Annotated in this window: 30 protein-coding genes; 5 read left to right on the top strand and 25 right to left on the bottom strand. The window is 72.3% G+C overall.

The features are described from left to right. Positions 1–109: 109 nt before the first annotated feature. The 8 genes from iolD to SPOPO_RS30685 all read right to left on the bottom strand — a co-directional run bounded on the left by iolD (position 110) and on the right by SPOPO_RS30685 (position 8,009). Positions 110–1,990, bottom strand: coding sequence for a 3D-(3,5/4)-trihydroxycyclohexane-1,2-dione acylhydrolase (decyclizing) (gene iolD, locus SPOPO_RS0119910; protein WP_019876795.1), 1,881 nt, complete (start codon positions 1,988–1,990; stop codon positions 110–112). Positions 1,991–2,051: 61 nt separating this feature from the next. After that, positions 2,052–2,921 carry a 5-deoxy-glucuronate isomerase gene (iolB, locus tag SPOPO_RS0119905; RefSeq protein WP_019876794.1) on the bottom strand — a complete coding sequence of 290 codons (870 nt, stop codon included), beginning with the start codon at positions 2,919–2,921 and terminating at the stop codon, positions 2,052–2,054. After that, positions 2,918–3,862 carry a 5-dehydro-2-deoxygluconokinase gene (iolC, locus tag SPOPO_RS0119900; RefSeq protein WP_019876793.1) on the bottom strand — a complete coding sequence of 315 codons (945 nt, stop codon included), beginning with the start codon at positions 3,860–3,862 and terminating at the stop codon, positions 2,918–2,920. The genes iolB and iolC overlap by 4 nt, the downstream gene beginning before the upstream one ends. 10 nt (positions 3,863–3,872) lie before the next feature. Continuing rightward, positions 3,873–4,787, bottom strand: coding sequence for a TIM barrel protein (locus SPOPO_RS0119895; protein ID WP_019876792.1), 915 nt, complete (start codon positions 4,785–4,787; stop codon positions 3,873–3,875). Beyond that, positions 4,784–5,833 (bottom strand): Gfo/Idh/MocA family protein, encoded by a 1,050-nt coding sequence (locus SPOPO_RS30690; RefSeq protein ID WP_019876791.1) that lies wholly within the window; start codon positions 5,831–5,833, stop codon positions 4,784–4,786. Before SPOPO_RS30690 ends, SPOPO_RS0119895 begins: the two co-directional genes overlap by 4 nt. 218 nt (positions 5,834–6,051) lie before the next feature. After that, positions 6,052–6,606, bottom strand: coding sequence for a rhodanese-like domain-containing protein (locus tag SPOPO_RS0119885; protein ID WP_019876790.1), 555 nt, complete (start codon positions 6,604–6,606; stop codon positions 6,052–6,054). 98 nt (positions 6,607–6,704) lie between these two features. Further along, positions 6,705–7,295, bottom strand: a complete 591-nt coding sequence (locus tag SPOPO_RS0119880) for a nucleotidyltransferase family protein (protein ID WP_019876789.1) — start codon at positions 7,293–7,295, stop codon at positions 6,705–6,707. Next, positions 7,296–8,009: a histidine phosphatase family protein gene (locus tag SPOPO_RS30685; RefSeq protein WP_019876788.1), complete on the bottom strand. Its 714-nt coding sequence runs from the start codon at positions 8,007–8,009 to the stop codon at positions 7,296–7,298. It lies immediately after the preceding gene. Between the two features lie 158 nt (positions 8,010–8,167). Here SPOPO_RS30685 and SPOPO_RS0119870 point away from each other — a divergent pair, with 158 nt between their 5' ends. Beyond that, a complete protein-coding gene (locus SPOPO_RS0119870) occupies positions 8,168–9,370 on the top strand; it encodes an acyl-CoA dehydrogenase family protein (protein ID WP_019876787.1) in 1,203 nt (400 codons plus the stop codon). Between the two features lie 23 nt (positions 9,371–9,393). Here SPOPO_RS0119870 and SPOPO_RS0119865 read toward each other — a convergent pair whose 3' ends face one another. Both SPOPO_RS0119865 and SPOPO_RS34895 read right to left on the bottom strand, forming a co-directional pair. Then, positions 9,394–9,690, bottom strand: a complete 297-nt coding sequence (locus SPOPO_RS0119865) for a hypothetical protein (RefSeq protein WP_156870063.1) — start codon at positions 9,688–9,690, stop codon at positions 9,394–9,396. A 32-nt stretch (positions 9,691–9,722) separates the two neighbouring features. Next, a complete protein-coding gene (locus SPOPO_RS34895) occupies positions 9,723–9,926 on the bottom strand; it encodes a hypothetical protein (RefSeq protein ID WP_169577128.1) in 204 nt (67 codons plus the stop codon). 68 nt (positions 9,927–9,994) lie between these two features. Here SPOPO_RS34895 and SPOPO_RS0119860 point away from each other — a divergent pair, with 68 nt between their 5' ends. Then, positions 9,995–10,786: a GNAT family N-acetyltransferase gene (locus SPOPO_RS0119860; RefSeq protein WP_019876785.1), complete on the top strand. Its 792-nt coding sequence runs from the start codon at positions 9,995–9,997 to the stop codon at positions 10,784–10,786. Positions 10,787–10,802: 16 nt separating this feature from the next. On the opposite strand, the gene SPOPO_RS0119855 is transcribed toward SPOPO_RS0119860, so the two are convergent. From SPOPO_RS0119855 to SPOPO_RS0119810, 10 genes are all read right to left on the bottom strand, one after another. Then, on the bottom strand, positions 10,803–11,396 hold the full coding sequence (locus SPOPO_RS0119855; protein WP_019876784.1) for a TetR/AcrR family transcriptional regulator: 594 nt from the start codon (positions 11,394–11,396) through the stop codon (positions 10,803–10,805). 196 nt (positions 11,397–11,592) lie between these two features. Continuing rightward, positions 11,593–12,207, bottom strand: coding sequence for a TetR/AcrR family transcriptional regulator (locus SPOPO_RS0119850; RefSeq protein ID WP_019876783.1), 615 nt, complete (start codon positions 12,205–12,207; stop codon positions 11,593–11,595). Then, positions 12,204–13,496 (bottom strand): AMP-binding protein, encoded by a 1,293-nt coding sequence (locus SPOPO_RS0119845; RefSeq protein WP_019876782.1) that lies wholly within the window; start codon positions 13,494–13,496, stop codon positions 12,204–12,206. Before SPOPO_RS0119845 ends, SPOPO_RS0119850 begins: the two co-directional genes overlap by 4 nt. After that, on the bottom strand, positions 13,493–13,957 hold the full coding sequence (gene paaI, locus SPOPO_RS30680) for a hydroxyphenylacetyl-CoA thioesterase PaaI (protein ID WP_019876781.1): 465 nt from the start codon (positions 13,955–13,957) through the stop codon (positions 13,493–13,495). The genes SPOPO_RS0119845 and paaI overlap by 4 nt, the downstream gene beginning before the upstream one ends. Continuing rightward, a complete protein-coding gene (paaE, locus tag SPOPO_RS0119835; protein ID WP_019876780.1) occupies positions 13,954–15,045 on the bottom strand; it encodes a 1,2-phenylacetyl-CoA epoxidase subunit PaaE in 1,092 nt (363 codons plus the stop codon). Before paaE ends, paaI begins: the two co-directional genes overlap by 4 nt. Beyond that, positions 15,045–15,545, bottom strand: coding sequence for a 1,2-phenylacetyl-CoA epoxidase subunit PaaD (gene paaD, locus SPOPO_RS0119830; RefSeq protein WP_019876779.1), 501 nt, complete (start codon positions 15,543–15,545; stop codon positions 15,045–15,047). The genes paaE and paaD overlap by 1 nt, the downstream gene beginning before the upstream one ends. Further along, entirely contained in the window at positions 15,539–16,291 is a 753-nt protein-coding gene (gene paaC / locus SPOPO_RS0119825; protein ID WP_019876778.1) for a 1,2-phenylacetyl-CoA epoxidase subunit PaaC, read from the bottom strand. The genes paaD and paaC overlap by 7 nt, the downstream gene beginning before the upstream one ends. Further along, positions 16,288–16,569 carry a 1,2-phenylacetyl-CoA epoxidase subunit PaaB gene (gene paaB / locus SPOPO_RS0119820; protein ID WP_019876777.1) on the bottom strand — a complete coding sequence of 94 codons (282 nt, stop codon included), beginning with the start codon at positions 16,567–16,569 and terminating at the stop codon, positions 16,288–16,290. The genes paaC and paaB overlap by 4 nt, the downstream gene beginning before the upstream one ends. Before the next feature lie 73 nt (positions 16,570–16,642). Further along, positions 16,643–17,575: a 1,2-phenylacetyl-CoA epoxidase subunit PaaA gene (gene paaA / locus SPOPO_RS0119815; protein ID WP_019876776.1), complete on the bottom strand. Its 933-nt coding sequence runs from the start codon at positions 17,573–17,575 to the stop codon at positions 16,643–16,645. A gap of 385 nt (positions 17,576–17,960) precedes the next feature. Beyond that, entirely contained in the window at positions 17,961–19,127 is a 1,167-nt protein-coding gene (locus SPOPO_RS0119810; protein ID WP_019876775.1) for an aromatic ring-hydroxylating oxygenase subunit alpha, read from the bottom strand. A gap of 118 nt (positions 19,128–19,245) precedes the next feature. Here SPOPO_RS0119810 and SPOPO_RS0119805 point away from each other — a divergent pair, with 118 nt between their 5' ends. Together SPOPO_RS0119805 and SPOPO_RS0119800 are read left to right on the top strand one after the other, a co-directional pair. Continuing rightward, positions 19,246–19,812, top strand: coding sequence for a thioredoxin family protein (locus SPOPO_RS0119805; RefSeq protein WP_019876774.1), 567 nt, complete (start codon positions 19,246–19,248; stop codon positions 19,810–19,812). Further along, complete coding sequence (locus SPOPO_RS0119800; RefSeq protein ID WP_019876773.1) at positions 19,809–20,774, top strand: lipase family alpha/beta hydrolase; 966 nt, start codon at positions 19,809–19,811, stop codon at positions 20,772–20,774. The genes SPOPO_RS0119805 and SPOPO_RS0119800 overlap by 4 nt, the downstream gene beginning before the upstream one ends. A gap of 9 nt (positions 20,775–20,783) precedes the next feature. Here SPOPO_RS0119800 and SPOPO_RS30675 read toward each other — a convergent pair whose 3' ends face one another. Beyond that, positions 20,784–21,656 carry an esterase/lipase family protein gene (locus SPOPO_RS30675; RefSeq protein WP_019876772.1) on the bottom strand — a complete coding sequence of 291 codons (873 nt, stop codon included), beginning with the start codon at positions 21,654–21,656 and terminating at the stop codon, positions 20,784–20,786. A gap of 105 nt (positions 21,657–21,761) precedes the next feature. Here SPOPO_RS30675 and SPOPO_RS33090 point away from each other — a divergent pair, with 105 nt between their 5' ends. Beyond that, positions 21,762–22,412: a TetR/AcrR family transcriptional regulator gene (locus tag SPOPO_RS33090; protein ID WP_019876771.1), complete on the top strand. Its 651-nt coding sequence runs from the start codon at positions 21,762–21,764 to the stop codon at positions 22,410–22,412. 95 nt (positions 22,413–22,507) lie between these two features. On the opposite strand, the gene SPOPO_RS0119785 is transcribed toward SPOPO_RS33090, so the two are convergent. The 4 genes from SPOPO_RS0119785 to SPOPO_RS35310 form a co-directional block, all read right to left on the bottom strand. Next, positions 22,508–23,179 carry a potassium channel family protein gene (locus SPOPO_RS0119785; protein WP_019876770.1) on the bottom strand — a complete coding sequence of 224 codons (672 nt, stop codon included), beginning with the start codon at positions 23,177–23,179 and terminating at the stop codon, positions 22,508–22,510. Further along, positions 23,172–24,560, bottom strand: a complete 1,389-nt coding sequence (locus tag SPOPO_RS0119780) for a TrkH family potassium uptake protein (protein WP_019876769.1) — start codon at positions 24,558–24,560, stop codon at positions 23,172–23,174. The genes SPOPO_RS0119785 and SPOPO_RS0119780 overlap by 8 nt, the downstream gene beginning before the upstream one ends. An 87-nt stretch (positions 24,561–24,647) precedes the next feature. Next, on the bottom strand, positions 24,648–26,285 hold the full coding sequence (locus tag SPOPO_RS30665) for an MFS transporter (RefSeq protein ID WP_051098651.1): 1,638 nt from the start codon (positions 26,283–26,285) through the stop codon (positions 24,648–24,650). A 109-nt stretch (positions 26,286–26,394) separates the two neighbouring features. After that, positions 26,395–26,973 carry a DUF6158 family protein gene (locus tag SPOPO_RS35310; RefSeq protein WP_211210929.1) on the bottom strand — a complete coding sequence of 193 codons (579 nt, stop codon included), beginning with the start codon at positions 26,971–26,973 and terminating at the stop codon, positions 26,395–26,397. Positions 26,974–26,982: the final 9 nt, after the last annotated feature.

Below are 26,982 nucleotides of genomic sequence, written 5' to 3'. Positions count from 1 at the left end.
TTCAACAAGGGGTGACACCCTTTTCGAACGCGGGAGTGGTCAAGAAAGGGTGACACCCTTTCTTGACATCCGGCCGCGTCGAAAAAGGGTGACACCCTTTCTTGACGGCTCAGAGCAGGGGGCGCTGGGCCTTCTTCGCGCCCTCGTAGGCGGACCGGGCGGCCTGGGTGCTCTCCAGCGCGGAGACCTCGGCGACGGGGACGTCCCACCAGCAGCCCGAGGACGGGGCCGGCGCGAGCGGGTCGACCTGGACGTAGACGACGCTGACGGCCGGTGAGGCGAGAGCCTTGTCGAGGTCCGCGCGGAACTCGTCGAGGGTCTTCGGACCGAACACCTCCGCGCCGAGGCTCGCGGCGTTGGTGGCGAGGTCGACCGGCAGGTGGTCGCCGTCGAGCCGTCCGGACGCCGGGTTGCGATAGCGGTAGGCGGTGCCGAACCGCTGACTGCCGAGGGACTCCGAGAGCGCGCCGATCGAACCGAAGCCGGCGTTGTCGACGAGGACGACCGTGAGCGGAATGCGTTCCGAGACCGCGGTGACGATCTCCTGACTCATCATCAGATACGAGCCGTCGCCGACCAGGGCGACGACGTCCCGCTCCGGGGCCGCCATCTTCACCCCGAGCGCGCCGGCGATCTCGTAGCCCATGCAGGAGTACCCGTACTCGACGTGGTAGCCCTTCGGCGTCCGGGCGCGCCACAGCATCTGGAGCTGGCCGGGCATGCTGCCGGCGGCCGCGACCATCGTCCCGCTCCGGGCGTTCAGAGCCTCGTTCACGGCGCCGAGCACGGCCGTCTGCACCGGGGCTGATCCCCCGTTCCCGGTGAGCGCGGCGTCGGCGACCGGCGTCCACGTGGCGCGGGCGCGGTCGAGCCGGGCGGTCCACTCCGCGGGCGCGCGGTGGCCGGCGAGCGCCGCGGTGAGGGCCTCCAGCCCGGCGCGGGCGTCGGCGGTCAGCATCAGCGCGCCGTGCTTCGCGGAGTCGAAGGCCGCGACGTTGAGGTTCACGAATCGGGTCGCCGGCCCGAACACCGTGCGGGAACCGGTCGTGAAATCGCTCCACCGGGTGCCGACGCCGAGCACGACGTCCGCCTCGGCGGCGAGCGAGTTCGCGACCGGGGTGCCGGTGGCGCCCAGCGGTCCCGCGCTCAGCGCGTGGTCGAACGGCAGCGTCCCCTTGCCGGCGTGGGTGTCCGCGACGGGGATGCCGGTCGCCTCGGCGAACGAACGCAGCGCCGACTCCGCGGCCGCGTACGTCACGCCACCGCCCGCGACGACCAGCGGTCGCCGGGCGCCGCGCAGGAGCTCGGCGGCGCGGGCGAGCGCGGTCGTGTCCGGCGCCGGACGCGGGACCAGCCACGTGCGCTCGGCGAACAGCTCGTCGGGCCAGTCGTAGGCCTCGGCCTGCACGTCCTGCGGCAGCGCGAGGGTGACGGCGCCGGTCTCGGCCGGGTCGGTCAGCGTGCGCATCGCACCGAGCAGCGCCTGCGGCAGCTGCTCCGGCCGCTCGATGCGCGCGAAGAACCGGCTCACCGGCCGGAAGGCGTCGTTGACACTCGTCCCGGGCTCGCCGGGCCGCTCGAGCTCCTGCAGCAGTGCACCGGCCGCGCGGGTGGCGAAGACGTCGCCGGGGAGCAGCAGGACCGGGAGCCGGTTGATCGTCGCGAGGGCGGCGCCGGTGACCATGTTCGTCGCGCCCGGGCCGATGCTCGTGGTGCACGCGAGCGTCTGCAGCCGGTCGCGCATGCGCGCGTAGCCGCACGCCGCGTGGACCATCGCCTGCTCGTTGCGCGCGAGGTGGTACGGCAGCACCGGCTCGCCGGTCGTCGGCGCCTGGGCCGCGTTCTCCAGCAGCGCCTGCCCGACGCCGGCGACGTTGCCGTGGCCGAAGATCCCGAAGCAGCCGGGGATCAGCCGCTGCCGCGTCCCGTCCCGCTCGGAGTACTGGACCGCGAGGAATCGCACCAGCGCCTGGGCCACCGTCAGCCGCATGCCGTCTTACCTTTCCTTGCGTCCGAAGATGTGGTTGCAATAGCAGCCACATCGTCGGACGTTAGTGGGTGATCCGCCCGGCGGCGGAGGTCATCGGGACCCGCGGGTCGCACTCCTGCGACAGCCAGGTGCCGCGGACCCAGGTGTGGGCGGGGTCGTCGCAGATTCGCCAGGCGCGCTCGGGGCCCGGGCCGGCCATGACGTTCAGGTAGTACAGGTCGACGCCGGGCGCGGCGATCGACGGGCCGTGCCACCCGTGCGGGACGAGGACGACGTCGCCGTCGCGGACCTCGGCGAGGACGTCGATCGGACGGTCCGCGGTGCCGTAGACGCGGTGATACGCCAAACCCGGTCGGGAGAGCTCGAAGTAGTAGATCTCCTCGAGCTCGGACTCCAGGCCCGGCCGCTCGCAGTCGTGCTTGTGGGGCGGGAACGAGGACCAGTTCCCACCGGGCGTGAGGACCTCGCACGCAATGAGTCGGTCGGCCTCCAGCACCCCGGGGACGCCGAAGTTGTTGACCTGCCGCGTCGCACTGCCGGCCCCGCGGACCTCGACGGGGACGCTCTCGGCGGGCAGGTAGGCCGGGGCCAGGCGGCGCTCGCACCGCGCTCCGGCGACCGCGAACCGGCCGCCCCGGATCGAGTACACCGACACCGCGGAGTCCCGCGGCACGTACGCCAGGTCGCTGACGCGCTCGAACACGCTCTGACGCCCTGTCAGTTCAAAGCTCTCCCCGTCGCAGCCGACGGTCCCCGAGCCGGCGAGCGGAAGGACGACCGCCTCCTCGTCCCCGGTCTCCCACCGGTGCGAGCCGCCCGGGGGCAGGTCGAGGATCCGGAGCGAAGTGTGCGTCCACTCCGGACGCCCGGAAGGGATCTCGAGGGCCCAGGGGTGGGTCGCCGTCGAGCCGGCCGGCAGGTGCAGGTTCACGAGCGGGCCGCCAGGTGAGCCTCGACCTCCGCGGTGGTCGGCATCGCGTCGGAGCACGCGATCTGGGCCGCCACCAGCGCCCCGGCGACGTTCGCGAAGTGCAGGATCCGCTCCAGCGACCATCCGGCGAGCAGGCCGTGGCAGAACGCCCCGCCGAACGCGTCGCCGGCACCGAGGCCGTTGAGCACGTCGACCCGGTACGGCGGGACCTCGACGAAGCCGTCGTCGTCGAGCCCGAGCACCCCGGCGGGGCCCATCTTCACGACCGCGATACGGACCCCGGCCTCGCGCAGTTCCTCGGCCGCCGCGCGCGGGTTGCGCTCCCCCGTCGCGACCTCACACTCGTCGAGGTTGCCGATCGCGACGGTCGAGCGCGCCAGCGCGGCGCGGATCCACGGATACGCCTCCTCGGGCGAGGGCCAGAACATCGGACGCCAGTCGAGGTCGAGGACGGTGTGCCCGCGGCGTTCCCGCGCCGCCAGGGCCGCCAGCGTCGTGGCGCGGCTCGGCTCACGGGACAGGCCGGTCACGGTCGTCCAGCACAGGGCCGCGCTGCGCACCGCAGCGAGCATCGCGTCGTCGGCCGAGATCTGCAGGTCCGGAGCGTCGTCCCGGTAGAAGTACAGCGGGAAGTCGTCCGGCGGGAACATCTCGCAGAAGGTCACCGGCGTCCGGCCGCCGGGGACGGTCGCGACGTGGTCGTCCGCGACCCCGAAGCCCGCGAGCGCGCGACGCAGGAAGCGACCGAACGGGTCGTCACCCACGCCGCTGACCAGCGCCGCCCGCCGGCCGTGCCGGGCCGCCGCGACCGCGACGTTGGCCGCGCTCCCGCCGAGGTACTTGCCGAAGCTCGTGACGTCCTCCAGCCCGACGCCCACCTGCTGCGGGTAGACGTCGACGCCGAGCCGACCGATCGTCAGAACCTCTGCAGGCATGCTCATCGCGACGCACTCACACCGGCAGGGCAGCCCGCAGGTGGGCGAGGCTGGCGTCGACGTCGGCGCGGATCGCCGCGGCCGCGTGCAGGTTGGCGTCCATCGGATCGGCCTCGCCGCCGCGGGGCGCGGGCAGGATGCGGTCCTGCTCGAGGACGTACCAGCCGCTGTAACCGCCGGCCTCGAGCGTCGCGACGATGTCGGCCACCCGGGCGTCGCCGGCGCCGAGCGGGCGGTACATCCCCGCGGCCACGGCCTCGGTGTAGGTGAGCTCCCCGGTACGGACGCGCGCGGCCAGGGCGGCGTCGACGTCCTTCAGGTGCACGTGGCGGATCCGCCGCGTCGCGACCTTCGCCAGGGCGAGCGGGTCACCGCCGCCGGCCAGGCAGTGGCCGGTGTCGAGGCACAGACCGATCGTCGCGCCGAGCAGAACGCGGTCGATCTCCTGCGGCCGCTCGACCAGCGTGCCGACGTGCGGGTGCAGCGTGCCGACGAGGCCGAACGCCGCGGCGCGCTCGGCGAGCCGGTCGAGGTTCATGCAGAGCAGCGTCCACGCGTCGTCGTCGAGCTCGGGGCGGGAGTCGTACCCGTCCTGCCCGCTGACGGCGGCGAACACGACGACCCCGGCACCGGCCTCGGTGAACGCGCCGAACAGCGGGTCGAAGTCCGCCGCCTCGACCTCGCCGGCGTGCACGACGACGGGGACGAACCCGCCCACCGCGCTCATGCCGAACCGGTGCAGCACCGCAGCGCGTTCTGAGCCACCGTCAGGCAAAAAGCCGTCCGGGCCGAACTCCGCCGCGCGCAGACCGGCCGCTGCCATCTCGGAGAGGACGAGGTCGGCCGGGAGCTGATGTCCCCAGCCCGGCACCTCGCAGACACCCCAGGAGATCGGGGCCCCCGCCAGCCGGTGGATCCACGGAGCGGTCATGCCACACCTTCCAGACTGACGCGACCCTGCTGGCCGGGCAGGACCCCGGCCGCCTCGATGTCGGCAACGGCCACCGGCCGACGCTCCCGACGGGAGATCTCGCACGCCTCGGCGAGGACGAACGCGGCCAGCGCGTCCGCGACGGTGCACCGGCTCGCTCCCCCGCTGCGGACGAGCGAGACGAATGCCGCCATCTCCGCGGCGTAGGCGGCGCCGAAGCGCTCCAGGAACCCTGGGAACGCGGGCTCCGACGGGTAGGTCATCGGCTCCATCGACCGGATCGGCGTCCGCGGCTCCAGGCCGACGGCCACCGAGTCGCGGTGCCCACGGACCTCCATGCGGACGTCGTACCCGGCACGGTTGTACCGGCTGGCCGAGAGCATCGCGAGCGAGCCGTCGGTCATCGTCAGCGTCACCGCGACGGCGTCGACGTCGCCGGCGGCGCGGATGTAGTCGTCGCCGAGGTTCGCGCCGGTCGCGTAGACCTCGACCGCCTCCTGCCCGGTGACCCAGCGCAGGATGTCGAGGTCGTGCACCAGGCAGTCCCGGAAGATGCCGCCGGAGACCGCGACGTAGGCCGCGGGCGGGGGCGACGGGTCGAGCGTCTGCCCGACGATCGTGTGGACCGGCCCGAGCACGCCGGACGCGACGGCCTCGTGCGCCGCCACGTAACCGGGGTCGAACCGGCGCTGGAACCCGACCTGCACGAGCCCGCCCGCCGCCTGCACCTGCGCGAGCACGGCCCGGGTCGAGGCGATGTCCGGGGCGACCGGCTTCTCGCAGAACACCGGGATCCCGGCCGCGACCGCGCGCAGCACCAGCGCGGCGTGCGTGTCGGTCGGCGTCGCGACGACCAAACCGTCGACCCGGGCGGCGAGAAGGGTCTCGACGTCAGCGGCGGTCGCGACACCGAGGCCGGCCGCGGTCGCGCGGGCGCGCGCGGGGTCGGCGTCGGCGATCACGACGTTCGCCGCGCCGATCGCGGCGACCAGATTCTGGGCGTGCAACGCACCGATGCGTCCGACGCCGGCTACCCCGATCCGCACGCTTCCCCCCACCAGATGAGTCCAGGAGGCAAAGCGTCCCGCTTCCGCCCCGGTCGGCGCAGCACGAACCGCCCAACCGTGGCCGTACGGATGATCCTGAGCCCGGCAATTCGGGCGAATCGGGCAGCGGTTGGCCCCTCCGGGGCCAACTACAGCGGCGCGGCGCGCCTTTCCCGGGTCGGGGAAGGGCGCGCCGCGCCGGAGAAGTTGCGGGGAACCTAGGTGTTGAGCGCCACGATCGCAGACTCGATGTCGGCCGAGGCGGCCCGGTTGAAGGGCAGCTTGGCGAGCAGCGAGCCCATCATGCAGGTGTTCGACAGGGCCGCGAAGGTGAGACCGCCGCCGATCGCGCCGGAGAGGAACTTGGCCTTCGGGTACTTCAGGCTGGCGAGGATGCCGGTCAGGACCAGCGAGCCGGCGACGAGGCGGACCTGCCGCTCGATCGTCCACGCGGACGCGCCGCCCTCGGTGTCGCCGCCCGCGGACTCCCAGGCGCCGAGGCCACCGTCGAGGACGGAGACGTTGCTCCGGCCCTTGGCGCGGAGCGCGTCGGCCGCGAGCTTGGCCCGGCCACCGGACTGGCAGACGACGACGAGCTCGGTGTCGGCCTTGGCGAGGGCGTCGGCGTAGCTCTCGAGGTCGCCCAGCGGGATGTTGTGCGAGCCCGGGATCCGCGACGCGGCGAACTCGCCGGGCGTGCGGACGTCCAGCAGACGGACGGAGCCGTTCTTCTGGCGCAGCGTGGTGGGGCTCAGGGTGTCGGGCAGGCTCATTCCGCGCTCCTCGTTCGGGTGCCAGGCGAGCAAGTCTACGCCTGACGGCCTCAATGTAAACCGCGTGGGTCGACTTTGGCGACCGTCACATTCGGGACCTAACGCCCCGGGGCCCCGTCTGCTTCCCCGCGGGCCCGGGCCAGGTCGGCCGGGGTGTCGATGTCCGCCGGGGAGCCCAGGTCGTCGCAGGCGACGGGGGTGATCAGCTCCGGGTGCGCGGCCAGGAACGGCCGGGCGCCGGCGTCCCCCTCGGCCAGGCGGGCGACCTCGTCCCACGTCGGCCGGGCGAACAGGACGGGGTTGCGCCGCTTGCCCTCGTAGGTGGCGGTGGCGACGCTCGCGCCGGCGGCGAAGGCGTCGATCACCCGCCGGACCACGTCGGCCCCGATGTCGGGCTGGTCGACCAGCGAGACGACGACCGCCGCGGCGTCGGTCGCCGCCAGCGCGCCGAGCCCGACGCGCAGGGACGAGCCCATGCCGGTTGCCCAGTCCGGGTTCGGGACGACCGTGGCGCCCGCGACGGTGAACGGCGCGGCGCCGGAGACGACGACCAACGGGTCGCACCCGCCGTCGCGCAGGACGCGGACCGCGCGGTCGACGAGCCGCTCTCCCCCGAGCTCGACAAGCGCCTTCGGGGCGCCGAGACGGCTGCCGGATCCCGCCGCCAGGACGAGGCCCGCAACCGCCATCTACATCACCGGTTCGTCGGTGACCGGGGCGAACGCCGGGCCCAGGTGCGCGGTGTCGTTGACACGGCGGACGATCCAGAGGTCGTCGACCAGAAGCATCTGGGTGATCGAGGCGTTGTCGACGTGCATGAACGCCATCGGCGAGCAGCCCGTGGCGAGCGCGATCGCGATCCCGATGACCCCGCCGTGGCAGACGACCGCCACGCGCTGCGCCGGGTGCGCGGCCTGGATCTTCTCCAGCGCTCCGCGGACGCGGGCGCCGAACGCCTCGTTGTCCTCCCCGCCCGGAACAACGCCCCAGTCGCCCTTGCGCATCATCTCGAGGAAGGAGGCGTCCTTCTGCTGCGAGCGCTTGCGGAACTCGCCGCCCTCCCACTCGCCGAGCTCGACCTCGCGGAGCTCGGGGACCACGACCGGGTCCAGGCCCGTGAAGTTCGCGAGCGGCGCGGCGGTCTGCTGGGTCCGGACGAGCGTCGAGCAATAGATGGCCTGGATCCCGACGGCGGCGAGCCGCTCCCCCATGAGGGCGGCCTGCTGGTGGCCGAGCGGCGAGAGCGCCGGGTCCGCCTGCCCGCTCGGAAGCCGCGGGTAGGTGGACGAGCTCATCCCCTCGGACTGACCGTGGCGGATCAGCAGGAGGTCGGTCGCGCCCTCCGGGGCCTCGAACGCCTTCTGGGCGTAGGCGACCTTCGGGTCGACGTCGTCGTTCGACATGGCCGTCTCCTGCCGTCGGTGCTCTCGGTACTGCCGGTCGCAGCAGGGCTCCCGACCCGTCGGTCGGTACCCGGTCGTACGCCCCCTCGACCGTAGCGGGAAGCTGTACTCCGATAATCCGCCAGGACTGTGACACCGCTGACAGGGAGTACCGCACGATGGGCCGGCTCGCGCAGACCGAGAACCTGACCGATGTCCAGCAGGAGATCCTGCGCACGGTGGCCGACTTCGTCGAGAAGGAGATCATCCCGAACGCGCAGGAGCTGGAGCACGGCGACATCTACCCGCAGGAGATCGTCGACGGGATGAAGGAGATGGGCCTGTTCGGGCTCACCATCCCCGAGGAGTACGGCGGTCTCGGCGAGTCCCTGCTCACCTACGCCCTCGTCGTCGAGCAGATCGCCCGCGGCTGGATGAGCGTCTCCGGCATCATCAACACCCACTTCATCGTCGCCTACATGCTCATGCAGCACGGCACCGACGAGCAGAAGCAGAAGTACCTGCCCCGCATGGCCGAGGGCGAGGTCCGCGGCTCGTTCTCGATGTCCGAGCCCGGCTGCGGTTCCGACGTCTCGGCGATCAAGACCAAGGCCAAGGAGGACGGCGAGGACTTCGTCGTCAACGGCGCCAAGATGTGGCTGACCAACGGCGGCTCGTCGAACCTGACCGCGGTGCTCGTGCGCACCGACGAGGGCGCGGAGTCGGTCTACAAGAACATGACCGTCCTGCTGGTGGAGAAGGAGCCGGGCTTCGGCGAGGTCGCGCCCGGCCTCACGGTCCCCGGCAAGATCGAGAAGATGGGCTACAAGGGCGTCGACACGACCGAGATGGTCTTCGACGACTTCCGCATCGCCCAGGCCCAGGTCCTCGGCGGCGCCGCCGGCCGCGGCCGCGGTTTCTACCAGATGATGGACGGCGTCGAGGTCGGTCGCGTCAACGTCGCCGCCCGCGGCTGCGGGGTCGCGATCCGCGCCTTCGAGCTCGGTGTCCAGTACGCCCAACAGCGCGAGACGTTCGGCAAGAAGATCGCCGACCACCAGGCCGTGATGTTCCGGCTCGCGGACATGGCCTGCAAGGTCGAGTCCGCCCACCAGATGATGGTCATGGCCGCCCGCAAGAAGGACTCCGGCGAGCGCAACGACCTCGAGGCCGGCATGGCCAAGTACCTCGCGTCGGAGTACTGCCGCGACGTCGTCGAGGACTCGTTCCGCATCCACGGCGGCTACGGGTTCTCCAAGGAGTACGAGATCGAGCGCCTCTACCGCGAGGCCCCGATGCTCCTGATCGGCGAGGGCACCGCCGACATCCAGCGCATGATCATCGGCCGGCGCCTTCTCGAGGACTACAAAATTCGGGTCTGACCTCTACCCTTACTGACGCTCCGTCAGGCCTCGTCGCTCATGACGTAGCAGGCCTCGTGGAGGAGCACCGCGTAGATCGCGGAGGCGAGCTTCTCGTCGACGGTGATCTGCGCGGTGCGAAACCGCTTCACGATGATCGGGATCACCTTGGTCTCGAACATCCCCGTCGCCATCTGGTCGCAGGTGGCGCGGACCTTCCGGATCGTTGCGGGGCGGTCGGTCACCAGCCGCTGGTCGAGCTGCCGGAGGGCGGCGACGACGCGGGCCTGCCAGCCGGTCAGGGCAGCTGAGGACCGGACGTCAGTCTTCGTCGGGACCACGACCTCCGGAGCAACGGTGGACCGACCGGGCTTCACCTGCTTCCCGGCGGCCGGGAGCGCGGCCGCGGACGTCGTGGGGGCGGGGCTCGCGGCGCGGAGGCCGCGGGCGGGGCGGTCCCGGCGGCCGCGGTCGGGGTGGTGTCGTCACCGCCGCCGCAGCCGGCCAGGGCGAGGGTGGCGGCAAGGCTGGTGGCCAGGGCGAGCGCGGGCAGCGCGGTTCGAGCGTGCAGGGGCATGTCCGGACGGTAGATCCGTAATGTCACCGCTATATGAACGCGCGTTGCGTTTGTGGTTGGTTCAGCCCATGAGTGACGAGCACCTCGCCCACGGCTGGGAGGCCGCGGCTCCCGACGAGCGCTCGGTGCTGCGGTCGTTCGTGCTCAGCACGGCCGACACGACGGCCTGGGTGACCGAGCGGGTCGGCGGCCGGGTCGGCCGCTGGGACGACCTGGCGGCGGCGGACCCCGCGTCGCCGATCTTCTTCGACAACTTCGCCGTGCTGCTCGCGCCGCCGGCGTACGGGGACCTCGACGACGTCCTCGCGCGCCTGACGGCCTTCTACCCGCCGGACCGGCACTTCGCGCTGCTCTCGGTCTGGCCGACCCCCGATTTGACCGCCGACGGCTTCGCGCTGATGGGTCACCCGCCGTTCATGGTCCGCGCGGCGGGCGGGGTGCGGCCGCCGGTGCCGGACGGGCTGACAATCGTCGAGGCGACCGACGCCGCGACGCTGGCCGACGCGCTCACGGTCCTCGGCGAGGGCTTCGGCTTCCCCGCCGACGGCAGCCCCGCCGGCGACCCGCGCGTCCTCGGCGGGCCCGTCCGGGTCTGGGTCGGCTACGCCGACGGCCGCGCGGTGAGCACCGCGGCGGCGCGACTCGGGCACGGGATCGTCGACGTCGAGGCCGTCGCGACGCTCCCCGACTGCCAGGGCCGCGGCTACGGCGAGGCGCTCACCTGGGAGGCCACGCTCGCCGATTCGTCGCTGCCGGCGGTGCTGTACTCCAGCGACGCCGGCCGCGCGATCTACGAGCGCATGGGCTACCTGCCGTTGTTCCGGCTGACGCTCTGGCACCGCCCGCCGGCTGAGGCGTAACAGTCCTGAGGGTGCGTCAGGGCGCGAGGCCGCGGACGATCGTGTCGAGCAACCGCTCGTAGGTCGCGCCGGGGTCGGCGGTCAGGACCAGCGAGTTGAGCTCGAGGGCGACCGCGCCGTGCACGGCGTCCCAGATCTGCTGGGCGACTTCGGTGATGTCCGCGCGAGCCAGGACCCCGCCGTCCATGGCGTACTCGACCCGGGCGAGCAGTTCGCCGAACGCCCGCATCGAGGCCTCGGCGACCTCGTCGGACCCGAGCCCGATCCGCGCCAGGAAGATCGCCTCGTAGTGCTGACGGTTGGCGAGCGCCCACTCACGGAACCGGCGCCCGCCGGCCATCAGACGCTCCCGCGGGTCCGGCTCGCTGTTGCGGCCCACGGCGGCCTGGAAGTCCTCGATCGCGCGGATCAGCAGCGCGTCGACGAGACCGTCCTTGCTGCCGAACCGGCTGTAGACGCCCATCGGGGCGACGCCGGCCTCCGCCGCGACGGCCCGGACCGTGACGCCGGCGAGCCCGTCGCGGCGCAGCACGTCGTCGGCGGCCCGCAGCAGCGAGGTACCGACGTCCGAACTGGGCGTCCGCTGCGGCGCGACCCGGGAGGTGCTCACCCCGTCATCCTGCCCGCTCCCGCAGCGGTGGAACAACGTTCCACAGCTCGTTTCGGCCGCGCCCCCGCCGCCCCTCCGTCTGCTCATGCATGAGCGAGTGGTGGCTCTTGCATGACTGGGTGGTCGAAATTCGCCCCTGGAGTGTCCGATTTTCGACCTTCTGCTCATGCATGAGCGAGTGGAGGGGGCCCGACGGTCAGGCCGGGCGCACCCGCAGCCCGCTCAGGGCGAGGTCGACGACGGCGTCGGCGAGCTCGCGGTCCCCGAGCCCCCCGCCCGGGCGGTACCACTCGGTGAGGGAGTTGATCAGGCCGAACAGGAGCCGGGCGGTCAGGCCGGGGTCGGCCGCGGAGCGGAGGTCGCCCTCGGCCTCGGCCGCGGCCACCAGCGCGGTGACGCGGTGGTCGAACTCGCGCCGGCGGGCCAGGGCCGCGCGCTCGGTCTCGGTGTTGCCGCGGACGCGCAGCAGCAGCCGTACGTGCGGGAACTCGCGGACCAGCACCTGCACAGACCCGCGGAGCAGGCCCTCGAGCCGCTTCACGGCCGGGCCGTCGTCGGACTCGGCGGTCTCCAGCGCCGCGAACAGTCCGCCGAGCGCGCGGTCCAGCGAGCGCCCGAGCAGCTCCTCCTTGCCCTTGACGTGGTGGTAGAACGACGACTTGGTGATCCCGGCGGCGCGGGCGAGGTCGTCCATGCTCGTCCCGTCGTAGCCGCGCTCGCCGAAGACCTCGACGGCGACCGCGAGCAGCGACTCGACGTCGTACCGGCTGCGCTTCTCCGCGGGCCGCGCGGGTCGTTCGGCGGTGCTCATCGCAGGTCCAGCACCCGCTTGGCCTTGCCGACCGACCGTTCGATGGCGCCGGGCTCCCCCACCTCGACCCGCGCGCCGAGGCCGAGCTCGGCGAGCAGGAGCCGTTCGAGCTGGCCGGCGAGGTCGGCGTAGCGCGAGGACTCGACGTCGGGCCGGGCCTCGGTGCGGACGGTGAGGACGTCGAGCCGCTCGGGCCGGGTCAGGACGCAGAGGAAGTGCGGCGAGAGCCCGGGCACCCGTAGCACCATCTGCTCGACCTGCGAGGGGTAGGCGTTCGCGCCGCGGACGATCATCATGTCGTCGGCGCGGCCGGTGATGCGCTCGATGCGCGGGAAGCCGGGACGCGCGGTGCCGGGCAGCAGCCGCGTCAGGTCCCCGGTGCGGTAGCGGATGACCGGGAAAGCCTGCTTGGTCAGCGAGGTCAGCACGAGCTCGCCGCGTTCGCCCTCGGGCAGCGGGTCACCGGTCTGCGGGTCGACGATCTCCGGCCAGAAGTGGTCGGCCCAGATGTGCAGGCCGTCCTTGGTCTCACCGCACTCCTGCGCGACGCCCGGGCCCATCACCTCCGACAGGCCGTAGATGTCGACGGCGGCCATGCCGAACCGGGACTCGATCTCCGCGCGCATCGCCTCGGTCCACGGCTCGGCGCCAAGGATGCCGACCCGCAGTGAGGTCGACGCCGGGTCGACGCCCATCCGCTCCATCTCGTCCCCGATCGCGAGCAGGTAGGACGGCGTGACCATGATGACCTGGGGCTGCAGGTCGCCGATCAACTTGATCTGACGCTCAGTCAGGCCACTGGAAACCGGCACGGCGGTGCAGCCGAGCTTCTCCGCGCCGTAGTGCGCGCCAAGGCCACCGGTGAACAGGCCGTAGCCGTAGGCGATGTGGATCGTCTGCCCCGGCCGGCCCCCGGCCGCGCGGATCGAACGGGCCATCAACGCGGCCCAGGTGTCGATGTCGTCACGCGTGTAGCCGACCACGGTCGCGAGGCCGGTCGTCCCGCTGGAAGCGTGGATGCGCGCGAGCTGCTCCCGCGGGACCGCGAAGCGGCCCCAGTTGTCGGCGCGCAGGTCGGCCTTGGTGGTGAAGGGCAGCTTGGCCAGGTCGGCCAGGCCGGAGATGTCGTCCGGATGGGCGCCGGCCGCGTCGAACGCGGCCTGCGTCGCCGGGGCGTTGGAGTACGCGTGTCGCACCGACCAGCGCAGTCGCTCCTCCGCGAGGGCGGCCACCTCGTCGGCGGAGGCGGTCTCGATGGGGTCGAGGACTGCGTGGGCGGTGTCAGTCATGTCAGTCGCTCCGTGATTCGAACGCCGTCCGAGCCGGGCTGGGTCTCGCCGATAGTGCGCGACCGGCCGCGGAACTCGGCGACGATCTCGCCGTCGTCCCGCGTCACGGTCACGTCGTACACGCCGCTGCGGCCGAAGCGCGTCCGTTCCACCGCACGCGCGGTCAGGACCTCGCCGACGGACGCGGGCCGGCAGAAAGTGATTTCGCCGCCGGAGGCGACAGTCTGAGGGCCGTGACTGTTGCAGCACACGGCGAACGCGGTGTCGGCGAACAGGAACAGCACGCCGCCGTGACAGATGTCGAAGCCGTTGACGTGATCCTTCGTCACCGTCATCCGCAGGGTGACCTTACCCGGCGCGACGGACACGAGTTCGATGCCGGCCGCGTTGGACGCCCGGTCGTTGAGCATCATCGCGTGGGCGACGGCGTCCGCGACCTTCAGCGGATCGGGCGCGGTCATCGGTCGTAGTCCACGGTCAGCTCGGGGCCGGTCGGCCGGGCCTGGCACGTGAGCACGAAGCCGCGTTCGAGTTCGTCGTCCTCGAGGGCGAAGTTGGCGTCCATGGCAGCCGTGCCGGAGGTGACGGTGGCGCGGCAGGTGCCGCAGACGCCGCCCCGGCAGGCGTACGGGGCGTCCGGGCGCAGGCGGAGCACACCGTCGAGCACGGTCTCCTCCGGGCCGATCTCGACCTCGCCGCTGCGCCCGTCGAGCGTGAAGTACACGGTGCTGTGCGGGCCGTCGACGTGCGTGGTGTCGACCTTCGCCGGCGACACCGGCGCCCCGCGGTGGAAGATCTCGCGGTGCACCCGCTCCGGGTCCACCCCCCGCGCCTGCAGGACGCCGGCCCACGTGCCGACCGCGTCGTTCGGGCCGCACAGGTACCAGGCGTCGGCGTCGAGCGGGACCAGCGGGCCGAGGACGCTGTTGAGCTTGTCGGCGTCCAGGCGACCGGCCCGCAGCGGCGACGCCTGCGGCTCCCGGGAGAGGAAGTGCAGCAGCTGGAACCGCGACGGGTACGTGTCCTTGAGGTCCGCGAGCTCCTCGCCGAACATGATCTGCGCCGACCCGCGGCTGCCGTAGAGCAGCGTGACGGTGCTCCTCGGCTCCCCCGCCAGCACGCTCGCCACGATCGAGAGCAGCGGCGTGATGCCGGACCCCGCTCCGAGCGCGACGTGGTGCCGCGCGGTGTCGGGCGAGATGTCGGTGCCGAAATTGCCCTTCGGCGTCATCACCTCGAGTTGCATGCCGGGGCGCAGGTCCGAACACGCCCACGTGGAGAACGCTCCGCCGGGCAGCCGCTTGATGCCGATGCGCAGCGGACCGCCGACGGGCGTGGCGATCGAATAGCTGCGGCGCGCGTTCGCCCGCCCGTGGTCGCTGCGGATCGTCAGGTGCTGGCCGGGCCGGAACCGGTACGCCTCCGCGAGCTCGGGCGGGACGTCGAAGGTGACCGCGACCGAGTCCGAGGTCAGCGGTTCGACCGCCGCCACGGTCAGCGTGTGGAACGCGGCGCGGACTCCCGGCGCCGTCTCCTCGACCACCGTCATCAGTGCGCCTTCATCCGCTCGAAGGGCTCCTTGCAGTCGTTGCAGGCGTGCAGGGCCTTGCAGGCCGTCCCCGAGAACCGCGAGAGCTCGCGGGTGTTCAGCGACCCGCACTGCGGGCAGCGCACGGAGAGCGCCAACGCGACCGGGCCGTCACCGCGGCGCGGGCTCGGCGGCGCGATGCCGTGCGCGGCGAGGGTCGCGCGGCCGGTCTCGGTGATCCAGTCGGTCGTCCAGGCCGGGGCGAGGACGGTGCGGACCTCGACGTCGGTCGCGCCGGCGGCGGTCGCGGCCGCGCGGACCTCGTTCGCGATCGCCTCCATCGCGGGGCAGCCGGAGTAGGTCGGGGTGATGGTGACGACGGCGGCGGTGCCGTCCATCTCGACGTCGCGGAGGATGCCGAGGTCGGCGATCGTGATCAGCGGCAGCTCGGGGTCGAGGACCCCGGCGACGGCGGCGCGGATCGCCTGCTCGGTGGAGCGAACATCGGCGGCGGTCACCATGTCGCCCCCGGGTGGGCGCGGTGCAGCGAGGTCATCTCCTCGATCAGCGCGGCGAACTCCGGCGTCCGGACGCCCGCGCGTCCGCCGCCGGGCGCCGACTCGACCTGAGGCACCGTCAGCGTCGCCTCGGACAGGACGGCCTCGACGTACTTCGACCACGCGGGCCGCAGCGACGAGGCGTCGACGGCCGCCCCGAGGCCGACCAGCCCGGCGGTGGCCGAGTCCGGCGCGAACAGCTCCTCGGCGAACGACCACATGGCCTCCAGCCCGGCCTGCATGCGTCGGTGCGACTCCCCCGTGCCGTCCCCGAGGCGCAGCGTCCACATCGTCGCGTGGTCGCGGTGGTACGCGACCTCCTTGACCGCCTTGCCCGCCACGCCGGCGAGCGTCGGGTCGGAGCTGCGGGTCAGCGCGGCGTAGAGCTCGTACTGGTAGGCCGAGAACAGCAGTTGGCGCGCGACGGTGGCGCCGAAGTCGCCGTTGGGACGCTCGACGAGGTGGACGCAGCGGAACTGCTCCGGCGCGCGCCGGTAGGCCAGCGCGTCCTCGTCGCGACCGTCGAACGACCCGGCGTAGGTCAGCAGCGCACGGGCCTGACCGAGCAGGTCGAGGGAGATGTTGGCGAGCGCGACCTCCTCCTCGAGCTCGGGCGCGTTGGTGATCCACTCGAGCAGCCGCTGCCCGAGGATCAGCGCGTCGTCGCCGAGGGCGAGGGCGTAGGCCGCGACGGCGTTCGGCGACGTCACAGGTGATCCACCTCGGGCGGCAGCGTGTAGAAGGTCGGGTGCCGGTAGACCTTGTCGCCGGCGGGGTCGAAGAACGCGTCCTTCTCCTCCGGGCTCGACGCGGTGATCGCGTCGGCGGGGACGACCCAGATCGAGACGCCCTCCTGCCGGCGGGTGTAGAGGTCGCGCGCGTTGCGCAGCGCCAGCTTCGCGTCGGGCGCGTGCAGACTGCCGACGTGCGCGTGCCCGAGGCCGCGCCGGGGCCGCACGAACACCTCCCAGAGAGGCCAGTCGCTCACCCGGCCACCTCGCTTCGCAGCGGTGTCCGGCTTCGCCGGGGACCTGTGCCAATCGGTCGCTCGCTGCGCTCGCTCATGCCGCGTCCACCGTCGCGGCCCGCTTCCTCGCGTAGGCCAGCGCGGCCTCCCGGACCCACGCCCCCTCGGTGTGCGCGGCGACGCGGCGCTCGATGCGCTCGGCGTTGCACGGGCCGTCACCCTTCACGACGCGGGCGAACTCGTCCCAGTCGATCTCGCCGAAGTCGTAGGACTTCCGCTCCTCGTTCCACCGCAGATTCTCGTCGGGCAGCGTCACGCCGAGCACGTCCGCCTGAGGGGCCGTCATGTCGACGAAGCGCTGCCGAAGCTCATCGTTGGTGTGACGCTTGATCCGCCACGCCATCGACTGGGCGGTGTTGGTCGACGCGGCGTCCGGCGGGCCGAACATCATCAGCGACGGCCACCACCAGCGGTTGACGGCGTCCTGGAGCATCTCGCGCTGAGCGTCGGTCCCGTCCCGGAGAGCGAGGAGCATCTCGAAGCCCTGCCGCTGATGGAAGGACTCCTCCTTGCAGATGCGGATCATCGCGCGGGCGTACGGCCCGTAGGAGCACCGGCACAGCGGGACCTGGTTCACGATCGCCGCGCCGTCGACCAGCCAGCCGATGACGCCGACGTCGGCCCAGGTGAGCGTCGGATAGTTGAAGATCGTCGAGTACTTCTGCGCGCCCGTGTGGAGCCGGTCGAGCAGATCCGCGCGGTCGACGCCGAGCGTCTCCGCGGCGGAGTACAGGTACATCCCGTGGCCGGCCTCGTCCTGCACCTTCGCGAGCAGGATCGCCTTGCGTCGCAGCGACGGGGCCCGCGTCAGCCACGCCCCCTCGGGCTGCATCCCGATGATCTCCGAGTGGGCGTGCTGCGCGATCTGGCGGATCAGCGTCGCCCGGTACTTCTCGGGCATCCAGTCCCGGGGCTCGATCCGCTCGTCCGCGGCCAGGACCGCCTCGAAGTGCGCCTGCTGCTCCATGCTGGGGCCTCCGCAACCCGACCGAATGTTCGGTTGGATAAGCCTAGGCAGCTCCGCGGGCCGCCGTCAACCGTCCGCGCTCCCCCGTCGTCGCCCCCGCCGCCCCCGTCGCGCCCCCGCCCGATCCCGCTTCACTCGCCAGGACCCCGCCTCACTCGCCGGACCTGGCGAGTGAAGGCGGGCTCTGGCGAGTGAAGCGGTGCGACGGGGCGAGTGAGGCGGGTTGCGCCGAGGGAAGCGGTGCGACGTCGGCCCGGAGCGCCACGGGACGCTGCGCGCGGCCCCGGCCAGGTGCTCACCTCCGCTCAGTGCGCAGATCGGCACCAGTTCCCCCGCGAACACCGGTGCCCAACTGCGCACTCAGTGCACCTCGGCCCGGCCGGGCCTAAGCCCCGAGCTCGGCCGCCAGCCCGTCGTGGAAGTGGGTCAGGGCCGACTCGAACCGGCCGAAGACGACGTCCTCGATCCGAGCCTGCATGCCGCGCTGCACGGCCTCGGCCATCGCGCGGTCCTCCAGCAGGCCGTTCTCGACGAACTCGATGTCGCGGTGCACGGCGTCGGCGATGGAACCGTCCGGCTCCGGGATCGCGACCTTCGTGATGTCGAGGATCGTGCGGGTCTGGCTGACCGGCTCGATCGCGACGAAGGCGCTGTGCGCGGTCAGGCGCGCGATAACGGCGTTCGGGAAAATCTGGTCGACGATCGTGAGCGCCTTGCCCAGGTGCCACTCGACCGGCGGGGTGTCGCGGAAGCTCTCGATGCGCCGGAACGGGAACGCGACGCGCGAGTGCCGGCCGGCGTGCTCGACGACGGTGAGGTTGTCGTAGCCCATCGGGAAGAACGTCGAGCGGTGCGTCTGGCGGATGTGATAGCCCTCGAGGAATCCCTCGACGAGCACCTTCCAGTTGCCCTCGACGGGAATGCGCTCGCGGACCACGACGACCTGATCGTCCGTCAGGCCGGGGACGTCCGCGACGAGATCGAAGCGCGGCTCGCCCTCCTGCTGGACGAAGACCAGCCCGCCCTGCTCGAGGCAGGCGACGGGGGTCAGCGCGCGGGTCGTCAGGTCAATGCCCTCGAACCCGTAGGCGTCCGGGACGTGCGAGAGCGAACCGTCGAGTGCGTAGACCCAGCCGTGGAACGGGCACACGAACGAGTGCGCGCACCCGGCACCCTCGGCGATCGCCGTGCCCCGGTGCCGGCAGGCGTTGCGGAACGCGCGAACCGTGCCGTCCTTGCCGCGCACGACCAGCAGGGGCACGCCGGCCGACTCGCGCGCGACGTAGGACCCCGGCTCCCGCACTGCCGCCGCCGGGCAGAACGCGACCGGCGTCCGCCGCAGCAGGTCCAGCTCCGCCTGCATCCGCGCCGGGTCGGTGTAGTGCGCGACGGGGACGCGGCCGACCCGCGGCCCGAGGTCGGTGGTGCCGGCGTCGATGTGCGCCAGCAGCGCGCCCACGAGCGCGACCGGGTCGCGGTAGGGCGTCACGCGGCCGGACGGGTCGGGCAGGGTCTGCGCCCCGAACTCGATCGGGGTGTCGGTCTGCGTCATTGCAGGCTCCTCCGCCGGGCGGGTGGCGACGCTCTCCAGGCTAGGTGAGATTCACATAGCGGGCAACGGGTCGACCCGGATCCCTTGCCCTGCGCCCCGGATCGGCGATGATGCGGACATGCCCATCCCGTCCCACATGGTCCCGCTCGGTACGCCGGCGTCCGACTTCTCCCTGCCCGCGCTCGACGGGCGCACGGTCTCGCTCGGCGACTTCGCCGCCGCCCCGGCGCTGCTCGTGGCGTTCCTGTGCAACCACTGCCCGTACGTGAAGCACGTCGAGAGCACCCTCGGGCCGCTGCTCGACAAGCTCGCGGACCAGGGGCTGGCGAGCGTCGGCATCTGCAGCAACGACACCGACGCGTACCCCGACGACGGGCCCGAGGGCCTGGCTGAGCAGGTCGCGCGCGCGGGGTTCACGTTCCCGTACCTGATCGACGCGACCCAGGAGGTCGCGAAGGCCTACCGCGCCGCGTGCACGCCGGACTTCTTCCTCTTCGACGCCGACCGCCGGCTCGCGTGGCGCGGGCAGTTCGACGAGTCCCGCCCGAGCACCGGTGGACCCGTCACCGGCGACACCCTGCGCGAGGCCGTCGAGCTCGTTCTCGCCGGGCAGCCGGTGCCCGAACCGCACCAGCCGAGCGCGGGCTGCGGCATCAAGTGGAAGCCCGGGAACTCCCCCGCATGAGGCGCTCGCTGGCCGCGGGCCTGCTCAGCGCGGCGCTGCTCGTGGGCGCGCTCCCGGCCCCGGCGGCGGCGGTGCCGGCCGACACCGGTCCCGCGCTGTCGGTCGACAAGAGCAAGCTCATCGCCGCCCTGAAGTGCAACGGCGGCGAGGCCGGGCGGACGCCGGTGCTGCTCGTCCCCGGCACGACGCTGAACCCCGAGCTGAACTTCGACTGGAACTGGACGCAGGCGTTCCTGCTCGAGAAGCGCGCGTTCTGCTCGATCGAGCTGCCCGAGCAGGCGATGGCGGACGTCCAGGTCGCCGCGGAGTACGTCGTATTCGCGATCCGCACGATGCGGGCGCGCACCGGCGGGAAGATCTCGGTGATCGGCCACAGCCAGGGCGGGATGATCGGGCGCTGGGCGCTGAAGTTCTGGCCCGACACCCGGCGCATGGTCGACGACCTGATCGGGCTCGCGCCGTCCAACCACGGGACGCAGGCCGCGAACGTGCTGTGCAACCCGGACTGCGCGCCCGCGATCTGGCAGCAGCGGGAGGGCTCGGAGTTCAACCGCGTCCTCGACGACGGCCCGGAGACGTGGTCGGGCATCAGCTACACGGTGCTGTACACCTCGACCGACGGCGTCATCGTCCCGCCGGAAAACTCACGTCTGACGACGGGTCAGGGCGAGATCGCGAACGTGCTGCTGAGCGACGCGTGCCCGGGCCATCTCTCCGACCACCTCGCGATCGGGACCTACGACGCGGTCTCGCACGCGCTCGCGCTCGACGCCCTCGACCACCCGGGCCCGGCCCGCGTGGACCGCTTCGACCGCGCCGCCTGCACCGAGCCCACTCAGCCGGGCGTGAACCGGCAATTCATGGCCGTCCACTACACCCGGATGGTGGCCGCGATCGCCGGGACGATCGCGGGCACCCCGCACGTCAGCGCCGAACCGGAGCTCGCCCCCTACGCACGCTGAGCTCTCGGCTCAATGGGCGTGCGCCTGCAGGGCCTTGAGGGTCAGGTCGAAGGTGAGGGCATCGGCGGCCATCGAGGCGTGGCCGGCCCAGTTCATCGGGTCGACCTCCTGGAGGACGAGGTTCTCCGCGCCCTCGAGGAAGCTCGTCTGATACGGCGTCACGATCTCGTCGTACTTGGTGACGATGACCGTGTAGTGGGTCGAGCCCGGCGTCTCGTCGCCGGCGTTGAGCTTGGTGAGAAAGTCCGAGCCCGGCATGAACTGCGGGCACGGGCCGCAGTACGCCCCCATGTAGGTGTCCCAGCCCGGGACCAGCGCGCGCAGTTCGGTGATGCCCCAGATGTCGGTGCCGTGGTTCGGGCCGGCCCAGCCGACGAAGTGCTCGACCTTCTTGCTCCCGCCACCGAACTTCAGGTACCAGCGGGGCATGATCGCGCCCTCGGAGTGCCCGACGATGTCGACCTTCTTCGCGCCGGTGGCGGCCAAGACCTCGTCGACGAACGCGGCGAGCTCGGCGGCGGAGCGCTCCATCGGCTGCACGCCGCCGCGGCTCGGGTAGCGCGCGTCCTGGCCGTAGGTCTTGGCGAAGACGCAGTAGCCCTGGGCCGCGAGGTGCGGGGCGAAGAAGTACCAGTTCTCGCTCGCCGTCGCGCCGAAGCCGTGGACGAGGACGACCGGGTTCGGCTTGTCGGCCGTGGGCTTGCAGGAGAAGTCGTTGGCCCCCCGCAGCGCGGGTTCGGGGAGGAACAGGGCGTGGTCCGGGGGCACGTCGGCCGCCGCGGTGCCGAGACCCAGCGGGCCGGCCACGGCCAGGGCGACCAGGGCGGCGGTGGCGGACGCGGCGGCGGTGGCTCTGACGGCTGCGCGGCGAACGAGCTTCACGGGACGCCCCTTTCGGTCAACTGGCCCTAGGAAAGCACCATTCGGGCGCCCGACGGAAGGGAAATCTGGAAGAACTTCCAAGAAACTTGTGCAAGACTGCCCGGTATGGCTCCCCTCCAGCCCCGCCGGAAGGCGCAGCCCCGTCGCGAGGCGCTGCTGAACGCCGCCGTCGAGGTCGTCGGGACGCACGGGCTGGCCGGGACGACGCACCGCACGGTCACCGAGGCCGCGGGCGTCCCGCTCGCCACCGCGAGCTACTACTTCTCCTCGATCGGCGAACTCGTCGCCGAGGCGTTGCAGACCTTCGTCCAGCGCCGCGCGGCGGAGATGGCGTCGATGGACCTCGGCGAGCTCCACGGCGTCCTCACCCCCGGCGACATCGCGGGCTGGTACGCCGCGAAGGTGATGGAGCTCGACGTCCCGCACCGCCTCGCGTTCTACGAGGTGCTCGTCAACGCGCCGCGCTCCCCCGAGCTCGCCGGCCCCGCCCGCGAGGCGCTCGCGACCTACCAGCAGGCGACCGAGGCGGGCCTCGCCGCCGTCGGCGCCCCCGCCGACCCGCGCCAGTCCCGGGCGTTCGTCGCCCTCGCGGTCGGGTTCGGACTGCTCCACCTCGTCGACCCCGGCGACGACGACGCCGACCAGCTCGTCGAGGGGATCCGCGACCTCTTCCTCGGCCAGGAGCGCTCCGCCGCCGACCCCGAGGGCGTCGCCGAACGCCTCGCCACCCCCGCCCAGGCCCCCGCCGACCGCTGAGTCGTGTCAAAAAAGGGTGACACCCCTTACTGCGCAGTAAGGGGTGTCACCCTTTCTTCACAGCGGCAACCGCCGGCGGGGCGGGGCGGGACGGGTCAGCTGATCTCGGAGTTGAACTTCTCGATCTGCTCGGTGCGACCGAAGACGTAGATGACGTCGCCGGCCTGGAGGACGGTCTCGGCGGTGGCGTAGGTGAAGTCCTCGTCCCCGCCGGCGTGCTTCACGGCGACGACCGTCAGCCGGTACTTCTTCCGCAGCGGGGAGGCGTTCAGCGGAATCCCGACGAGGGACTTGGGCGCGACCATCTTGATCATCGCGAAGTCCGCGTCCATCTCGATGTAGTCGAGCATCGTGCCCTGGACGGTGTGGGCGACGCGCTGGCCCATCTCGTGCTCGGGGAAGACGACGTGGTGGGCTCCGACGCGCTCGAGGATCTTCCCGTGCTGACCGGTCATCGCCTTGGCCCAGATGTCGGGGATGCCGAGCTCGACCAGCAGGGACGTCGTGAGGATGCTCGCCTCCATGTCGCTGCCGATCGCGACGACGGCGCGGCGGAACTCCTGCACGCCGAGCTCGCGGAGCGCCTCGAGATCGGTGGAGTCCGCGGCGACGACGTGCGTGAGCCGGCCCGCCATGCGCTGGACGATGTCTCGGCGGCTGTCGATGGCGAGGACCTCGGTACCCTCGCGCACCAGTTCGAGCGCGAGTGCGCCGCCGAACCGGCCGAGGCCGACGACCACCACCGCGTCCTTGCGTCGGTCACCCAACGATCGTCCTCTCCTCGGGGTACTCGTACCGGCGGTCGCGCTCCCGCAACGCCAGCGCGGACGCCAGCGTCAACGGCCCGATGCGGCCGACGAACATCAGCGCGACCAGAACCAGTTGCGCGGCCCGGTCGAGGTCGGGCGTGATCCCGGTCGAGAGCCCGACGGTACCGAAGGCGGACGTCGCCTCGAACAGCACACGGTCGAGCGGGTAGTCGCTCAGGCCGAGCAGGACGAGCGTCCCGGTCATCACGAGCCCGATCCCCAGCAGGGCGACGGCGAGCGCCTGACGCTGGTTCGCCTCCGGGATCGCCCGGCGGCCGATGACCACCTTCGCCTCGCCGCGCATCTCGGCCCAGATGACGAACGCGAGCAGACCGAACGTCGTGACCTTGATGCCACCGGCGGTACTCGCGCTGCCGCCGCCGATGAACATCAGCGCGGTCTGGACGAGCAGGCTCTCGTCGCTCATCCCGCCGATGTCGACGCTGTTCAGCCCTCCGGAGCGCGGCATCACCGAGGCGAAGAACCCGGCGATCAGCTTGTCAGGGACGTCGAGCGGGCCGAAGGTGCGCGGATTCTTCCACTCCGCGACCGTGAGCAGCGTGGTGCCGAGGACGACGAGCACGGCGGTCACACCGAGGGTGAGCTGAGTGAAGACCGACCACTCGCGGGGCCGCCTCCAGTTCCGGCGCAGCTCGAAGAAGACGAGGTAGCCGAGACTGCCGAGCAGGACGGCCAGACTGACCGTCAGACTCACGATCGGGTCGCGCACGAACCGCGACATGCCGTCGCTGTAGAGCGACAGGCCACCGCTGTTGAAGGCCGAGATCGCGTGGAACAGCCCGTCGTACGCGGCCCGCCCCCACGACATGTCGTAGTGCGTCGCAAAACGGACCGTCAGAATCGCCGTCACGACGACCTCGACGCACAGGCTGTAGAGGATGATCCCCCGCAGGACGACGCGTACGTCCTGCAGCCGCAAGGTGCGGGTCTCGGCCTGGACCAGGAGACGGGCCCGCAGCCCGAGCCGCCGGGACAGGATCATCGCGACGATCGTCGCCAGCGTCATGATGCCGAGGCCGCCGACCTGCATCAGCAGCATGATCACGACCTCGCCGAAGGTCGACCACTCGCCGCCGGTGTCGACGATCGCGAGGCCGGTGACGCACACGCTCGAAGTCCCGGTGAACAGCGCGTCGACGAACGAGGCGCGTTCGCCGCGCTCCGTCGCGAACGGGATGGACAGCAGCACGGTGCCGGTGAACACCGCGAGACCGAAACCGACGGCGATGAGCCGCGCGGGATGCGCGAGCTGCTCCCGGGCACGCCGTTCCCGGCGGGCCCGGCGTTCGTCCGCCGCGCTCCGCTCCGGGTCGCTCACCGTGCCTCCTCGCCGCCTGCGTCCGGGCCGCCGCGGGGCCGAGTATGACTCACGGGGCGGACGGGGACGTGCTGCCCCGCCGCGGGGTCAGTCGCCGTCGGAGGCGCGGTGGAACTGCCCGACGGGCACCGGCTCGGCCGGGCGCATCCCGCCGACGACGCGGCGCGGCTCCGGGGGCGCGCCCGGGGCCGGGGCCGGGGGCTCCGGGGCCGGCACCGCGGCCGCGGGTCGACCGCCGGGCGGACCGGCGGGCGGGCCGTCCTTCGCCGGGCGGATCAGGATCAACGCGAGGACGCCGGCCACGAGCCCGATGACGCCGGCGACGCCGAGCGTCCACTGGACGCCCTCGACCGCGGCGGCGTGGACGGCGTCGGACAGCATCGGGTCGGCGGCGAGGAGTTCACCCGAGCGGCCACCCGCGACCGCGCGGCCGGCCTCGCCGGTGTCGACGCTGCCGACCCCCAGGTCCCGGAACACCTCCGCGGCCCGGGCCGAGAAGACCGACCCCAGGGCCGCGATGCCGAGGGCGAAGCCGAGCTGCCGGGCGGTGTTGACGGCACCGCCGGCCATACCGCCGCGCTGCAGCGGCACCGCCGCCATCGCGGCCGACCCGACCGTCGGGGTCGCGAGCCCGACGCCGACACCGATGACGAAGTAGCCCGGGATCAGCGCCTCCCAGCCCGCGTCGCCGTGGACCATCAGTGCGCCGACGATGCCGCCGCCACCGATGAACAGCAGCCCGTAGGCGATCGCCAGCCCGACCCGCCGCCCGTGCAGGAATCGGCCGAAGATCGCCGAGACGCCGAAGGCCATCGCCGACATCGGCAGGCTGGTCAGACCGGCCTCGATCGGGCTCAGCCCGAGGACGGACTGCAGCCAGATCGAGGTGTAGGTGAAGGCCGAGAACGCGCTGAACGTCAGCAGCAGCGCGCAGATCATGATCCCGACGAACGAGGCCCGCCGGAACAGGGCGAGGTCGAGCATCGCGCTCGGGGAGGCGCGCTCGACCAGGACGAAGACGACGAGCAGCACCGCCGCGGCGGCCAGCAGCCACCACACCAGCGCGTCCGACCAGCTGTGCTCGTTGGCGCGGATCAGCGCGTACACCAGCGCCGAGATGCACGCCGTGAAGGTGACGATGCCGGGGACGTCCACCCCGGCCTGCCGGCGCTCGGTCGCGTCGGAGAGCCGCGTCAGGCACAGGACGATCGCGACCGCACTGAGTGGGATGTTGACGAAGAAGATCCAGCGCCAGGAGACGCCCTCGGTGAGGACGCCGCCGACGATCGGCCCGACCGCCGCGGCCGCGCCGGCGACCGCGCCCCACATGCCGAAGGCCGTGCCGCGGTCCCGGCCGGAGTAGTTGCTGTTGATCAGCGCGAACGTGGTCGCGAACATCGCCGCGCCGCCGAGGCCCTGCACGGCCCGCGCGGCGATCAGCGTCTCGACGTTCGGCGCGAGCCCGCACACCAGCGACGAGACCGCGAACAGCGTCAGGCCCCAGATGTACATCCGCCGGTGGCCGATGAGGTCCGCGATCGACCCGGTGCCCAGCACCAGCGCCGCGAGGGTCAGCGCGTAGGCGTCGACGACCCACTGCAGCGAGGTGAAGGACGCGTCGAGGTCCCCGACCATGTCCGGCAGCGCGACGTTCACGACGGTGACGTCGATGAGCAGCATGAACGTGCCCAGACACACCGTCAGCAGGGGCAGCCACTTACGCACCACCGCACGGTAGTACCCGGCGGGGACAGTCACACCCGCCCCAGCCGTAACCTTGCCCGCTCGTTGGAGATGTCATCTCCATGGAGATGACATCTCCACCGGATGCGGGCTACGCGTACTCGATCCGGGCGCGGCCGGCGGCTGTGATCTGGCGGTACTCGCCGACGGTGACGAGCAGCGGCGGGTCGGCCCGGTAGAGGTCGGCGACCGCGGCGGGCGGGAGTCCGATCTCCCGGGCGGCCTGGTGGGCCTCCAGCTTGTGCAGCCGACCGTCCGGGGCGGTGGCGTAGCGGCGGAGCAGCTCGCGGGCCCGCTCCTGGACGTTCGGCGCCTCCGCCGGCGGGTGCTCGGGCTGCGGCACGCGGGCGAGCAGGGACTCGACCGCCGTCGCGTACGTACGGGTCAGGAAACGGACCTGCGCGAGGACGTCCAGCTCCGCCAGATCCAGCTGGTCGCCGTCGGCGCCGCCGGTCCCCTGCCACGTCCGCTTCGGGTGGCGGCGCAGGTACTCCTGCTCGAGCTCGAGCATCCGCTCGGTGTGCCGACGGAACTGCTCCGCCGTCCCGTGCAGGAACACCCAGTGCCGGGTGGCGTGGGCCTGGTTGCCCTGGTGCTCGAGCTCGGCGTCGGAGAGCTCGGACGCAGGCACACCGTAGGAGATGTGGAGGTCAACCGGGGCGGCGCTCATGGGGGCGGT

Source organism: Sporichthya polymorpha DSM 43042 (assembly GCF_000384115.1).
Lineage (GTDB): Bacteria > Actinomycetota > Actinomycetes > Sporichthyales > Sporichthyaceae > Sporichthya > Sporichthya polymorpha.
Note: the sequence above shows the minus strand (reverse complement) of the source record. Positions and strands in the feature narration are given on the sequence as shown.